The sequence below is a fragment of the Mycobacterium asiaticum genome, from assembly GCF_001673315.1.
Classification (GTDB): Bacteria; Actinomycetota; Actinomycetes; order Mycobacteriales; family Mycobacteriaceae; genus Mycobacterium; species Mycobacterium asiaticum_B.
The window spans coordinates 1-13,573 of the sequence record NZ_LZLQ01000057.1 but is presented as its reverse complement, the minus strand read 5'-3'; the positions used below and the strand labels follow the sequence as shown (position 1 = coordinate 13,573).

The following is a 13,573-nucleotide window of genomic DNA, read 5'->3' as shown; positions in this document are numbered from 1 at the left end:
GGTCAAGCTGTCCGACAACCTCATCGACGCGGTGCCGCCGCTCGGCATCGGTGAGAACCAACTTGGCTTGCGCCAGTTCCAGGTTCTGCCGCAGAAAGTCGCCTTTGTTGGCGGCGTTCACCGCGGCGGCGACGGCGCCGATGCGTGCCGCCCCGAGCCAGAAGTAGATCCATTCCGGGCATGTCGCGGTAAATAACGCCACACCATCGCCGGGGCCGATTCCGCGTTCTGCCAACAGGTTTGCCGCAGCACGGGACCGCTGCCGCAGCTGCGCGAAGGTGATGTCGCAACCGGCCACCGACATCACTACCCGCTCGGGATATTGCTCGGCGCGACGATCCAGCACGGCGGGCACGGTGAACCTATCGATGCCGAAATCGGCGGGCCCCAAGGGTCCCATCAGGCCGGCGCGGCCGCCGGGTCCGGCTCGCCGTCGGCGGTGTAACCGAAATCGTCGGGTGAGGGCTGTGCACCGGGATAGAAGCGGTGCGCCCAGCGGCGCAGGGCCGCGTAGTCGTGCGCCTCCTCCGGCGCCAGGTTGGGCTTCTCCAGATACTTCATGTTCTCCCAGGTGAAGAAGTCCTGCTTGATGACTTCCTGTTGCAGCGCAAGGAATTTCGCGGCGCGCCCGGTCGGTGCGTCGCCGGTGTCGCCGGGTTCGCGAATCGAGGCCTGGGTGTAGAAGTAGTCGGTGTAATCCTCGTCGACCGGTGTCTGGCCGGTGACCTGGCAGGTCTTCACCAGGTCGCTGGGGAAGCGCACGATGCCCAGCCCCAACGAGTAGTTGTCGTAGATGATCTTGGCGTCGACCGGACCGTTCGGGGTCAGCCAGGTCTTGGCGCGGCCGCCACCGAAATGAGCGTTGACCGTCGCGTGCAAGTGATAGCCCGACACCTCGAACGAGGCCGTGTTGGCCGGATTGGCGGCCTTGTGCACGTACTGGACGTGGTAGGGGTCGGCCGCGTTTTCGATGATCATCTGCGCGTGCACCTTGACCCGATTGACCATCCGGGTGTGGGGGTGCAGCGGGTAGTACTCGTCGGTTTCGAGTTCGGGCAGCACGGGCGGCTGCCAGTACGGCGCGCGGCCATGTCGCTCGTGCCAGACCAGAATGAAGCCGTACCACTCGGTCGCCGGATAGGTGCGGATGCGCACGTTGTTCTTGCAGCCGATCTTGCTGTACGGAATCAGCGCGTTGGTGCCGTCGCCGCGCCACTGCCAGCCGTGCCAGGGGCAGACGATGTGCTCGCCCTCCACGGTCCCCCCGACGCCCATGTTGGCACCGAGGTGCTGACAGTAGGCGTCGAGTGCATGCACCTTGCCACTCGCGGTGCGGAACAGCACCAACTCCTCGCCGAAGTAGTGCACGCGCTTGACCTGGCCGGCAACCAAATCGGAGGCGAAGCCGACAATGAACCAACCCGTCGGGAATCGATATGTGGACAGCGCGATGCCCGTGGGCCCGAACTCCCGTTCGGACGGGTCTGTGGGCGCCGACTCCGCCGCTGGGTCTGATGCAGTTTGGGTCACGAGTTCTCCGTTTCCCGCGGGGCTGCGCGGCAATAGGGCCGCCCGCACTTCACCACGGTTCGACGACTATGTCTATTTTTACTATTTTAGACATTGAACGTCAATCAGGGTCCGTCCGCCCGTGCCGATGGACTCACTCAGGCGGGCGTAATGCAGCTTTACGTCATTGCCGCACAACGGTTTCCCTACGACCCGGCTACTCAGTCAATCAAGCGGAGCGCCGCCCGGGGACACTGGTCCACCGCGGCGCGAACGTCGATCTCCCGGTCCGGCGGCACGGGGCCGTCGGCAATCTGCACGACGTCCTCGTCACCCAACTCGAAGATGTCCGCGGCAATGGATTCACAGAACCCATTGGCTTCACACAAGTCCGGGTCGACAATCACCCGCATCCGATGCCCCTTTCCCTAGAGACCCACTGGCCGGGTCCCGATCACCCCACCGGCGGTGAGGTTCACGAGGTCGTCTTCGGTCAGCCCGCACTGATCGCGCAGTACCTCTCCATTGTGCTCTCCCAGCAACGGCGGTGGCCGCCGGAGCCATTCGCGTTGCCCAGCGAGCAGGGCGAACGGTGGAGTCGGATACAGACCGGCGCCGGTCCGCGGATGGTTGAGCGACTCGAGGAAGCCGCGTTCGCGCAACTGCGCATTCTCGGTGACCAACGAGGGTGAGACGACGGGTGCGACGGGGACGCCGGCTCGCGCCAACCGCTCCACCGTGGCTTCGAGTGGCTGACCGGCGAACCAGTCCTGCAGTCGGCGGTCGATCTCGTCGGCACGTCGCTGCCGCCCGTCGACCGTCGCGAGTTCGCTATCCGTCAACGGCAGTAGTCCGACCAGCCCGACCAGTGCCGTCCACTGCGTGTCACTGCAGATGCTCACCGCGATCCAGTCGTCGGCGCCTGCGCAGCGGTAGATGTTTTGCAGGGCTCCGCCATGTCCCCGATTGCCACGCCGGCCCAGTGTCTTGCCGTAGACCTCCGCTTCGATCGGTTGGATTGCGGTGGTGTTCAACACGGTTTCGAGCATCGGCAGTTCGACCTGCTGGCCGGTGCCGGTGCGCTCGGCGTAGTTCAGCGCGGCCAGTACCGCGAAGGCAGCGTGCACGCCGGCCAGCGGATCACAGGCACCCCGGGGTGTCACCGGCGGGGCTTCGGGCAAACCGGTCACCCACGTCAGGCCGCCGATCTGTTCCATGGTCGGTGCGAAGCCGACCCGTTCTCGCCACGGTCCGTCCAGCCCGAAGGCCGGCATCCGGACAACCAGGAGGCTGGGGTTCACTTGCAGCAGCACATCGGCGGTGAGCCCGAAATGATCCAGCACGCGCGGAGAGAAGTTTTCGATCACCACGTCAGCGTCGGCAACCAGTGTCCGGAACAGTCCCCGTCCCTCGGCGGACCCCAAATCCAGTGTGACGGATCGTTTGTTGGTGTTCATTGCGTGGAACACCCAACCGTATTCCCACCAGTCGTCCACATCGGTGCGCATGCCACCCGAATAGCGGATCCCGTCGGGACGCTGGATCGACTCCACCTTGATCACGTCGGCGCCGAAGGCGGCCAGTAGGTGTGTCGCGGCCGGCCCGGCCCAGAACGCGGTCAAATCGACGATCCGCACACCGTCTAGCGGCAAGCCAGGAGCCGCCGTCGCCGGCTTGGATTCTTTTGCCGGCCAGACTGGTTCGTCATTGCCTCCGCCGACGGCGGGGGTCTGCCGCACCGGCGCGGGTGCGCAGCGCGACATCAGCCACGGTGGACGCGGCTGGTGGAAGCCGGCCGGGTTGGTTATGAAGACGCCTCGTTGGGTCATGTACTCCATGTCGCGCACTGTGGCGCCGTTGCCCAGCGGCGCGATCGGCAACCGGAACAGCTGCCCCAGTTCGACGATCTCCGCGACGGTGCGTTCGGCCATCCACGGACCGATCTTTTCGTAGATGAAGTCGCGGTACTCCCAGCGGCCGATCTGAAAGCGCAGCTGCGGAATCTCCTCGAATTGTGGGCATTCCACCATCGCGGCGAAGTCCAGCCACTGTTGTCCGGTGACCATCGTGATGCCCACGTAACCGTCTTTGGCCGGCACGATCGAGGGCACTTCCAGGGTGCGACGCACCGCTGGGACTTGTAGCAGTTGGGAATGCAGCCACTCGCTGCTCTGCATCGCCGTGATGGCTTCGAGCATGGACAGATCCAGATGTTCCCCCGGTCCGCCCCGCTCGACGCGGCGCCACACCGCCAACGCGCCGAACGCGGCGTACACCCCGCCCATGTACTCTCCGAGGTCGCCGCCGATCGAAATGGGCGGCCCAGCGGGATCCCCGCGAAAACCGGTGCAGCCCGACCAGGCCTGCAGGGTGAACTCGGTGGCCGCACGGTCGGTGTACGGGCCGGTCCAGCCGAAATCGGAAATCGTCACGACCACAGCTTGCGGGGATTGCTCCAACATCCGTTGCGGATCGACGCCCAGTGCGGCGGCCTGTGCGCGACCGGCGGTGACGACGACGACGTCCGCGGCGGCGAGTTCGGCGCGGTAACGCTCGGAGTCCGGCGCCAAACTCAGGCTGCTCTTGCCGGCGTTGAGGTAGCAGAACAACGGTGAGGCCGGCCCGCGGGTGCCATCCGGCAAAGGTGAACAAGTCGCGGAGTAGCGGCGTAACGGATCCCCTTGCGGCGGTTCCATTTTGCGGACACTCGCACCGGCATCGGCAAGCAACTTTCCGCAATAGCTGCCGGCCAGGCGGTCACTGATCTCGACGACTCGCAGATCTTCGAGCGGTGTCGGCCGGCGATCGGCCAGTTCACTCACGCGGCTATTTATACCATTACTGCTAAAATAGCTAAGCCAGTCGAGTTCGCGCGCCCGCGGCCGTGTGCTCTGTCCTGCTTTAGCTAGCGAGGAATCGGATGACCGCCCTGGGAATTGGACCCGACGCCCGTCGCCGGTTGTCGGCGCCGAGGATCGCCGAAATCGTAGCCGACGAGTTGCGTCGCCAGATCATCGACGGTGAACTTGCCGACGGGGACCTGCTGCCGCGTCAGGAAGTGCTGGTGGACCAGTTCAAGGTCAGCCTGGTGTCGCTGCGCGAAGCGCTGCGGATCCTCGAGACCGAAGGCCTGGTCTCGGTGCGCCGGGGCAATCGCGGCGGTGCCGTGGTGCACGCACCGGCCAAGACCAGCGCCGCCTACATGCTCGGCCTGGTACTGCAGAGCGAGTCGGTCGCCGTCAGCGACCTGGGCGCGGCGCTGCAGGAACTCGAACCTGCCTGTGCCGCGTTGGCCGCCCAGCGACCTGACCGGGCGGACACCCTGGTGCCCGAGCTCAAAGAGGTCAACGAGGCCATGGCCGAGAATTTGGAAGATGGCCGGCAGTTCACCGAAATCGGCCGTAAATTCCATAATCTCATCGTCCGCGGATGCGGTAACCACACCATCATCGCGGTCGTCGGCAGCCTCGAAACGCTCTGGTCGAGTCACGAACAGCAGTGGGCAGATGAAAGCGCGGCGCGCGGTACTTACCCGTCGCTGGCCAAACGCCGCGCAGCGCTCAACACCCACATCAAACTGACCGAGACGATCGCCGAGGGCGACGTGGACCGGGCGAGGCGCATCGCCGGGCGGCACCTGGCGGACACGCAGACCTACGTGTTGTCCGGTCGTCCTGAGCAACGCATCCATGCGTTGTCTCCGCAGGCAATGTCGCGACCGCGGGATCTCCGGCGACCGTAAGGTCGTGCCGAGGAAAACTCTTGACAACTTCACGAACCGCTTTGGTCACCGGCGGCAGTGGTGGTATCGGAAGAGCGTGCGCCGCCAAGCTTTGTGAGCTCGGCTACGACGTCGTGGTGGCAGCTCGCCGCGAGGCACCCCTGCGCGCGGTGGCTGAAGAGATCGGCGCCCGGCACGTGGTGGCCGACGCGGCGGACCCGGAAGGATTCGCTGCTGCGATCAGCGCACTGGACCGGATCGATCTGGTCGTGCACGCGGCCGGCACTTTGGGTGGAACGTATGCGCGCAAGCAGACATTCGAGCAGTGGCGGACGATCATCTCGGCCAACCTGGACTCCTGCTTTGTGGTGACGTCGGCGGCACTGCCCCAGATGCGCCCGGGTTCGCGATTCATCTTCATCTCCTCCTCGGCCGCCCACGAGCCGATGATGGCGCGCACCGCCTATTCCGCGTCGAAGGCAGGCATGAATGCGTTCGCTCGCGCACTGGCGATGGAAGTGGACCGCGACGGTATCGCGGTGCACCTGGTGACGCCTGGCCCGGTGGAAACCGAGATGTTACAAGACGTTCCATTCGAGATGTACGCGATCCAGGCATCCGACATCGCCGCCGCCGTCGCGTGGCTGGACACCGTCGACCCGTCGGTCGATTTGCCCGAGATCCGGCTCAGCGCCGTGGAGCGGGGGCCATTCGCGCGCCCTCCAGTGGTGCCGACCGAGGCGCGTCGACGGGCTACGGCGCAGCGCGCGGGAAGTTCTTGATCACCGTTTCGCCGAATTCGGCGAGAGACTGTGGGGCAGCGAAATCGGCGAACCACACATAGCAGCGTTGCACCCGCTGGGCGGCCAGGCCGGCGAAATGCGCGGTCAATTGTTCGGCGTCGCCACAGACCAGGCCCGTTCCCAAGTGTTCGAACCGCCGGTTGCTCACCTCCTGCACCGCTGCCGGGTCACTGCCCGCTCGTACGAAACCCACCATCTGTTGCACCGAGATCCGGGCCGATCCCGCCGCATCAGCCAGCCGGGGAAGGCGATCGAGATGATTCGCCTGCAGATTCCACCAATCAGCGTGTTCGGCAACCAGTTTCATCATTCGGGGGCCACTGCCGCCAAGCACCAAGGGAATCGGCTGCGCCGGCGTGGGCTGTTGCCCGCCGGCCCAATACTGTCTGATCGACACCAGGTGTCGCCCGAGTTGCTCGACACGGGCCACCGGATCTTGCTGACCGACATCGAATCTGGTGAATTCTGCGGGCCAGGAACCCGAACCGAGACCGAGGTCGAACCGCCCGTCCGAGGCTGCCGACAGCGTCACGGCCTGTTTGGCGAGGACCGCCGGATGCCGGAAGGCGTCGCAAAGCACGAGATGGCCGATGCGCAGCCGCCGCGTCCTGGCCGCCACCCAAGTGGCGATGCTCATTGCCTCCCAGATGTTTTCAGCGGGCTGGCCCGGTGCTTCCAGGTGATCGATGAAGGCGACTCCGTCGAATCCACTGTCCTCGGCGCGTTGGGCCCGGTCCACGATGTCACTCACCGGCAGGCGCACCTGCGGCAGGAACAAGTACCACTCCATGATCCGATCAACCATCCGACCACCTAAGCACGCGCCCGCCGGCAGCGTTTGCGCGGCGGTGGCTAGTTTACTATTTTTATTATGTTAGGGGTCTTATGGATGTTGGTCTGACTTCGGAGCAGCTGGCGCTGCGGGACACCGTGCGCGCCATCCTGCGCGCCGAGTGTCCTGCCGATGCCGCCCGGCACGCTGTGGACGATCCGGAGCGTTGGCTCACCTTGTGGAAGACGGTAGTCGACCTGGGCTGGACGGAACTCGCCGCACCTGACACAGGTGAGTTCGGTCCCGTCGAGCTCATGGTGGTCCTCGAGGAGTGTGGCGCCGCCATCGCACCCATCCCGCTGTTGAGCAGCGTCGGGCTGGCCGCCGGCGTGCTGCGCGCGGCCTCCCTTACCGACGTGCTGGCCGACGTCGCCGCCGGCGCGGTGGCCACCCTGGCCGTGCACTCCCCCGGACAGCGCCTACCCGGCGCGCCGATGACTCTCGAGCACGGTCGCCTGCGGGGGCGGGCCGTGGCGGTGCCGAACGTGACCCGCGCCGAGCTGATCGTTACCCTGGCCAACTCCGACGAGGGTCCGGTGGCGGCGGTGGTGCGCTCCGGCGATGGCGTCATGATCGTCCCGGGTGAGTCGATCAATCCCGCCCAGCCCGCAGCGGACCTCGAATTGGACACCGCCCCGGTGGCTGTCGCACCCGTCGGAACCTGCGAAGCGGCTCTGGCAGCACCGCTGGTGGCGGTGGCCGCCGACCTGGTGGGTGTGGCGAGCGCGGCCCTGAAGCAATCGGTCGAGCATGCCAAGACCCGACGTCAGTTCGGCGTCCCGATCGGTGCGTTCCAGGGCATCAAGCACGCGCTGGCGGACAACTACGTCAGCGTGGAACGCGCCCGCAGCCTCACCTACGCGGCAGCCACGCAGTTGGACGACCCTGGCGTTGCGTGGACTTCGGCCGCGCTGGCCAAGGCTGCCGCCGCGGACGCCGCGAACGCGTGCGCCCGCACCAACGTCCAGGTGCACGGCGCGCTGGGGCAGACCTGGGAGCACGACGCGCACCTCTACGTCCGGCACGCCTGGCAGCATGCGGCGCTGCTGGGTGACAGCCGCGCGCTCTACCACGAGGTGGGCCGCCGATTTGCGGGTGGTGCGAAATGAGCGCTGTCGTAGCGGAATTCGGTGCGTGGCTGCGCGACTTCCTACCCGGTGACTACTACGACAACTACCGGCAGTACCGCTGGGACATCGCGCTACGCCGCGACTACCAGTTGGCGTCCTTCGAGGCGGGCTGGCTACAGCCGACCTGGCCACGTGAGCACGGCGGCCGGTCGCTGGGCTTGCGCGACGCGATGGAGATCCGCATCGAGGCGGCACTGCGGTCGGCTCCCAAGCTGCCCAATGTCGCCGGCCCGGGCGTCGCGGCCCCGGGTCTCCGCCAGTTCGGCACCCCCGAGCAGATCGGACGCTTCTTGGTACCCCTGCTGCGCGGCGACGAGTGGTGGGCGCTGGGCATGAGCGAGCCGGAAGCGGGATCAGATTTCGCCGGTCTGCGTACCCGCGCTGAGCGCGGCGGGGACTCATTCCGGGTGAACGGCCATAAGATCTGGACCACCCAGGCCCACGAGTCGCGTTGGTGCACGCTGTATGCCCGCACCGACCCGGACGCGCCGAAGCATCGCGGTATTTCCTGTCTGGTCCTGGATCTGCACTCACCCGGGGTCCGCATCGAACCCATTCGGATGGCATCCATTTCCGACGAGACCTTCTGCGAAGTGTTTCTCGACGACGTCGAAGTTCCGGCGGAGAACCTGCTCGGTCCATACAACGGCGGCTGGAACGTGGCCCTGTCGTCGTTGCAGCATGAACGCCAGATGATCTGGATCATGAACTGGGTCGAGATCAAGCGCGGCCTTGACTCGATCCGGGGCAGCGCTGATCAAGACGTGTACGCCGAACTGGGCGCACTGCTCGCCGACGCCGAAGCGCTGCGGGCCACCGGCTACCGCGCCTTGGGCAACGAGCTTGCCGGCCGCCCGAGTCCAGAAGCCGACATCATGAAGTTGCTCGGATCGATTACGTTGCAACGCGTTTGGGAGCTCAGCGCGGCGGCTTCCGGCCCCGATTCCACCGGTGACTCCGACCTGCTGTTCGAGCGTCAGGACGCGTTGGCCGCGACCATCTACGGGGGCACCTCCGAAGTCCAGCGCAACATCATCGCCGAGCGTCTGCTCGGGCTGCCGAAGGGATGACCACAATGGATTACGACCTCGGCGACGACGCCGGTGAACTGCGAAATCGGTTGCGGCAGTTGATTGCCGAGCACATACCTGCTGACTTTCTCGGTGCCTGCACCGATGATCCGGACGACCTGGCCACCACGGAGTCGTTTTGCAAGCTGCTGGCCGCCGAGGGATTGCTGGCCCTGGCCTGGCCGAAAGAGCATGGCGGCGGCGGGGGTTCGATCTGGCAGCAGACCGTGCTGCGGGAGGAGATGTGGGCCAATTACGAGCCCCGCGGCCCGCAATACATGGGAATCAACTGGGTCGGCCCGGCGATCATGCGTCACGGCACGGCCGAACAGAAGGCCAAGCATCTGTCCGGCATTGCATCCGGTGAGGTCATCTGGTGTCAGGGATTCTCCGAACCGGAAGCCGGTACCGACCTCGCGTCGTTGCGTACCCGCGCTGTCCGGGATGGCGAGGGCTGGCGCATCACGGGCCAGAAGGTCTGGACGTCGTATGCCCGGATGGCGTCGTGGTGTGTGCTGGCGGCTTGCACCCATCCGGATGCGCCGAAGTCGAGGCGGCTGAGCCTATTTTTGATCCCGATGGACCGCCCGGGTTTCACTGTCCGGGGCATCCCGTCGATGCTGGGTCCACATCACCTCAACGAGGTGTTCGTCGACGATCTGCAGGCCTTTCCCGGCGATGTCCTGGGTGAGCCCGGCGACGGCTGGCGCGTGATGCGGGAAGCACTGGCTTTCGAGCGCGTCGGCATCGCCCGCTACGCCCGCTGTGAATCGCTACTGGACCGGGTGCAGACCGACCTCGGCGACGACTGGGACCGGTTGCCCGAATCGATTCGCACCAGGTGGGTGCGGGCATTGGTTGACCTGCGGGTGGCTCGGCTGATGGCTTATCGGGCGGTGTCGCTTCAAGACGACCCGTCCGCGGGCGCGGCCGCCAGCGCCGCCCGCATCGCCACGACGACTTGCGACCAGCAGGTCGCCGAGCTGCTCTTCGATGTGCTGGGACCGACGGCACTGGATAGCGGCAAATCCGCGGCGCTCTACGGAGCTGTCGACGACCACTGGCGGTACGCACAGGCCGCCACGGTGGCATCGGGCACCATCGAAGTACAGCGGATGATGGTGGCCCGCGACGTGTTGGGAGAACACCGTTGAATACCGAACTGCCACAAGACATCAGCGACTTCGCCGCCGTCTCGGCCAAGCGGCTGGCGCGGCTGGGTGGGCCCCAGGCGACGCTGCGTGCGGAACGCGACGACAGCGTGCGGAACGCCGCGGGCGATGCGCTGCGTGAGGTCGGCGCATTCGAACTCGACGTGCGGTCGGGCTCTGATGACCTGCTGGCCGCCGCGGTGCTGTGCCAGTCCGCCGGTGCGACGGCGTTGCCGTATCCCCTCGTCGAAGAACTGCTGGCCATCGACGGTGCCCGGCTCAGCCTGGTCGACCCCCGGGCTCCGCGCATCGACCACGGTGACCTGCCCGGCCGCTGGGTCGCCGCCGATCTCGACGCCAACCGCTATCGCGTACAACCGGCGTCTCGGACCGGTGCGAAACTGGGGCCGTTCCTGGTGCCGGCCACGTTGTCTGCACCCGACGGGACAGTGCCAACCGCCGACGTTAATCTTCATCTCGTGCTGGGATCATGGCGGATTCTGGGGGCGGTGCAGCAGGCACTGCACATCACTACCGAGCATGTGCGGGCGCGCGTGCAGTTCGGCAAACCGCTCGCCGACTTCCAGGCGGTACGGTTCGCGGTAGCCGATGCTGCCGTCGCGGTTCGCGGACTCCATGAACTGGCCAAGTACACCTTGTGTCGCCCGGAAACACTACCGGTGCAGGTTCTTTCAGCGGATGCGCTGGTGTTGCGACTCAAGGCCGCCGATACCGCTCGCCAGGTGCTGCGCACCGCCCACCAACTGCTGGGTGCGCTCGGCTTCTGCGACGAGTCAGACGTCAGCGTGCTGGACCGGCACACCCAACCCCTGCTCCGGTTACCGCTGGGGCCCGAGGCACTCAGCCTGCGCCTGGTACCAGACGTGCGCGACGGAGATCTCGAGACGTTGTTCAGCCGGCGAGTACCGGCGTGAGCACCGAGCCTGCCACCGCCGACGTCAACTCGAATCCGTTCGCGGACGGGGTCCCGTTCGCGACCAAGCTGCAAGAGCTCGCCGAACAACGGCGTGACGACGCCGCGGTCACCGTCGTGGCGCTGGATGGCAGCGCACAGGCGCTCACCTTCGGTGAGCTTGATGCCCGCGCAAATCAATGGGGACGGGCGTTGGCCGCTCGCGGCGCCGGAACCGGTTCCATGGTGGCCCTCGCGATCCAGAATTCGGTGCACCTCGTGCTTGCCACGCTGGGATGCTGGAAGATCGGTGCGGTTCCCATTCCGATGCATTGGGATCTGCCCGAGTGGGAACGCGAGCGCGTGCGTGCGGTCATCAACCCCACGGTGATGGTGGACGACACCAGCCGGTGGGAGCTGGACGCATCCGCTGCCACCGAGTCCGAAAGTCCGTTACCCACGGCCATTTCCCCGACCGCGAACGGCATCTGTTCGAGCGGATCGACCGGGGTGCCCAAGGTGATCCTGAACCTGGCACCGTCACTGTGGATACCGCAGCAGGGCGAGCCGTTTCTGGCCAACTGGACGCCGGTGGCCAAACCGCAGACCATCATGGTGCCGGCGCCGATGTATCACACCAACGGCTTCGCCACCCTGCTGATGCTACTTGGCGGCGACCACCTGGTGATCCTCGAAAAGTTCGATGCCGCACTGTTTGTCGACACCATCGAGCGCTATCGGGTCACCAACTTCACCGCCACGCCGACGATGCTGGCGCGTGTCGCGGCGTTGCCCGGCATCCGGGAGCGGGACCTGTCCAGTGTCGTTTTCATTCTGCAGGGTGCCGCAGTGATGCCGCCGTCCCTGTTGCGCACCTGGTTCGAGTTGCTCAGTCCCGAACAGATCGTCACTGCCTACGGGATGACTGAGAACCTGGGGCTCACCGCGCTGCGTGGTGATGAATGGTTGACCCATCCCGGCAGTGTGGGCCGGGGCTTTCGGGACACTGAGATCCGGATTCTGGACTCCGCAGGAAACCCGCTGGGCCCGGGCGAGGACGGTGATATCTACCTTCGGGCGCCGATGAGCGCGGGATATCGGTATCTCGGTGGCGCGCCGCCACTTCCGTCGACGGAGGACGGCTTCCGTTCCGCGGGCGACATCGGCCATCTCGACGAAGACGGGTTTCTCTATGTGGTGGATCGCCGGGCCGACATGATCGTCAGCGGTGGCGCCAATGTCTTTCCGGCAGAAGTGGAATCCGCGCTGTCCGGGCATCCCGACATCGCCGACGTGGTCGTCATCGGCCTGTCAGATCCGCACTGGGGACGTCGCGTACATGCCGTTGTGCAGGCTAGAACCCACTCGGAGCGCCCGCTGACCGAGCAACAAGTGATCGACTACGCCAAGAGCCGGCTCGCTCCCTACAAAGTTCCGAAGACGGTCGAATTCGTCGAGGCGATCCCGCGCACCGCGGCGACCAAAGTCAACCGCTCGGCGCTGGTCGCACAGCGGGGCGGCTGAACGGTCAGCCGCGCGGGACCCGATCGGCGCGCTTGGTATGGGCAAAACCGTCCGCGATCGACGCCGCCAGTTCCAGGAACGCCTGGCGCGTCTTGCCGGCCATCAGATCCAGCACGATCTCGGACCCCTGAGCCAGGTGATCATCGAACGGGATGACATGCACGGCGCGAATACGGGTCAGGAACTGCGCGGCCAGTCTGTCCAAGTCCACCGACGACTTGCCCGGCCGCGAGGCGCTGATGACGACGGTGGCGTTGGGCACCAGGTGAGCGCGTCCGTGATGCTCCAGCCAATCCAGGGTTGCCAGCGCGCTGCGTGCGGCATCGATGGCCGGGGAGGCCACCAGCACGATCGCGTCGGCCTCGTCCAATACGGCGTCCATCGCCGAATGCACCAGTCCGGTGCCGCAATCGGTGAGTATCAGGTTGTAGAACCGCTGCAACAACCGGATCACCACCCGGTAGTCGGCGTCGGAGAAGGCCTCCGATGTGGCCGGATCCCGTTCGGAAGCAAGAATTTCCAGTCGGCTCGTGCTCTGGGAGGTGTGCCGGCGAATGTCGGAGTAGCGAAAGATGTTGTCATCCAGCAACAGATCGCGAACAGTGGATTTGCTCTGATCGGGTCCGCGCTGGGCCAGCGTACCGAAGTCGGGGTTCGCGTCGACCGCGATCACCCGGTCGCCGCGGATCGCCGCGAACGTCGACCCCAGCCCGACCGTCGTGGTGGTCTTGCCCACGCCACCCTTCATGGATAACACCGCGATGCTGTAGTCGCCTCGCACCGGTTGGCTGACTCGCGCGATCAGCTTCTGGCGGGTGTTCTCCTGCTCGGACTCCTTCGGGTTTAGCCCGGTGACCCGGTGCACGACCTTGCGCCACCCGCTCTGCGGAAGCGGGCGCGCGCGACGCACCAAGCCGAGG

13 protein-coding genes and 1 pseudogene are annotated in these 13,573 nt (G+C 66.0%); 8 read left to right on the top strand and 6 right to left on the bottom strand.

All coding sequences use genetic code 11. The features are described 5' to 3' along the window. From A5636_RS08535 to A5636_RS08520, 4 genes are all read right to left on the bottom strand, one after another. Positions 1 to 400: AMP-binding protein (locus A5636_RS08535; RefSeq protein WP_155763703.1), on the bottom strand; the 400-nt coding region annotated here is incomplete at its 3' end. Then, positions 400 to 1,530, bottom strand: a complete 1,131-nt coding sequence (locus A5636_RS08530; protein WP_065158246.1) for a Rieske 2Fe-2S domain-containing protein — start codon at positions 1,528 to 1,530, stop codon at positions 400 to 402. The genes A5636_RS08530 and A5636_RS08535, both read right to left, overlap by 1 nt. Before the next feature lie 200 nt (positions 1,531 to 1,730). Beyond that, positions 1,731 to 1,922, bottom strand: a complete 192-nt coding sequence (locus A5636_RS08525) for a ferredoxin (protein ID WP_065158245.1) — start codon at positions 1,920 to 1,922, stop codon at positions 1,731 to 1,733. A gap of 15 nt (positions 1,923 to 1,937) precedes the next feature. Beyond that, positions 1,938 to 4,331, bottom strand: coding sequence for a CoA transferase (locus A5636_RS08520; protein WP_081287678.1), 2,394 nt, complete (start codon positions 4,329 to 4,331; stop codon positions 1,938 to 1,940). Positions 4,332 to 4,429: 98 nt separating this feature from the next. On the opposite strand from A5636_RS08520, the gene A5636_RS08515 reads away from it, so the two are divergent. Together A5636_RS08515 and A5636_RS08510 are read left to right on the top strand one after the other, a co-directional pair. Beyond that, positions 4,430 to 5,251: a FadR/GntR family transcriptional regulator gene (locus A5636_RS08515; protein WP_065158243.1), complete on the top strand. Its 822-nt coding sequence runs from the start codon at positions 4,430 to 4,432 to the stop codon at positions 5,249 to 5,251. A gap of 20 nt (positions 5,252 to 5,271) precedes the next feature. After that, a complete protein-coding gene (locus tag A5636_RS08510; RefSeq protein WP_065158242.1) occupies positions 5,272 to 6,012 on the top strand; it encodes an SDR family oxidoreductase in 741 nt (246 codons plus the stop codon). On the opposite strand, the gene A5636_RS08505 is transcribed toward A5636_RS08510, so the two are convergent. Further along, positions 5,984 to 6,826 carry an LLM class flavin-dependent oxidoreductase gene (locus tag A5636_RS08505; protein ID WP_065158248.1) on the bottom strand — a complete coding sequence of 281 codons (843 nt, stop codon included), beginning with the start codon at positions 6,824 to 6,826 and terminating at the stop codon, positions 5,984 to 5,986. The two genes, A5636_RS08510 and A5636_RS08505, sit on opposite strands and share 29 nt — an antisense overlap. Before the next feature lie 92 nt (positions 6,827 to 6,918). Between A5636_RS08505 and A5636_RS08500 the strand changes: the two genes are divergently transcribed. The 6 genes and pseudogenes from A5636_RS08500 to A5636_RS08480 all read left to right on the top strand — a co-directional run bounded on the left by A5636_RS08500 (position 6,919) and on the right by A5636_RS08480 (position 12,653). Further along, complete coding sequence (locus A5636_RS08500) at positions 6,919 to 7,974, top strand: acyl-CoA dehydrogenase family protein (protein ID WP_065158241.1); 1,056 nt, start codon at positions 6,919 to 6,921, stop codon at positions 7,972 to 7,974. Further along, a pseudogene (locus A5636_RS27845) lies at positions 7,971 to 8,594 on the top strand (acyl-CoA dehydrogenase family protein); the annotation flags it as partial. The gene A5636_RS08500 and the pseudogene A5636_RS27845, both read left to right, overlap by 4 nt. Next, a complete protein-coding gene (locus A5636_RS27840) occupies positions 8,589 to 9,065 on the top strand; it encodes an acyl-CoA dehydrogenase family protein (RefSeq protein ID WP_437339814.1) in 477 nt (158 codons plus the stop codon). The pseudogene A5636_RS27845 and the gene A5636_RS27840, both read left to right, overlap by 6 nt. Beyond that, the gene (locus A5636_RS08490) at positions 9,062 to 10,219 is read left to right on the top strand and encodes an acyl-CoA dehydrogenase family protein (RefSeq protein WP_172827189.1); all 1,158 of its coding nucleotides are present in this window, start codon (positions 9,062 to 9,064) and stop codon (positions 10,217 to 10,219) included. Before A5636_RS27840 ends, A5636_RS08490 begins: the two co-directional genes overlap by 4 nt. Then, positions 10,216 to 11,151, top strand: a complete 936-nt coding sequence (locus A5636_RS08485; protein ID WP_065158239.1) for an acyl-CoA dehydrogenase family protein — start codon at positions 10,216 to 10,218, stop codon at positions 11,149 to 11,151. The genes A5636_RS08490 and A5636_RS08485 overlap by 4 nt, the downstream gene beginning before the upstream one ends. After that, positions 11,148 to 12,653 (top strand): class I adenylate-forming enzyme family protein, encoded by a 1,506-nt coding sequence (locus A5636_RS08480; RefSeq protein WP_065158238.1) that lies wholly within the window; start codon positions 11,148 to 11,150, stop codon positions 12,651 to 12,653. The genes A5636_RS08485 and A5636_RS08480 overlap by 4 nt, the downstream gene beginning before the upstream one ends. Before the next feature lie 4 nt (positions 12,654 to 12,657). Here the strand turns inward: A5636_RS08480 and A5636_RS08475 are convergent. Beyond that, positions 12,658 to 13,573 (bottom strand): MinD/ParA family ATP-binding protein (locus tag A5636_RS08475; RefSeq protein ID WP_172827188.1); only part of this gene is annotated, 916 nt, incomplete at its 5' end.

Bases quoted from the DNA above. Each gene is read 5' to 3' on its own strand.
- A5636_RS08525 (WP_065158245.1), bottom strand. From the start codon at position 1,922: ATGCGGGTGATTGTCGACCCGGACTTGTGTGAAGCCAATGGGTTCTGT.
- A5636_RS08515 (WP_065158243.1), top strand. From the start codon at position 4,430: ATGACCGCCCTGGGAATTGGACCCGACGCCCGTCGCCGGTTGTCGGCG.
- A5636_RS08500 (WP_065158241.1), top strand. From the start codon at position 6,919: ATGGATGTTGGTCTGACTTCGGAGCAGCTGGCGCTGCGGGACACCGTG.
- A5636_RS08490 (WP_172827189.1), top strand. From the start codon at position 9,062: ATGACCACAATGGATTACGACCTCGGCGACGACGCCGGTGAACTGCGA.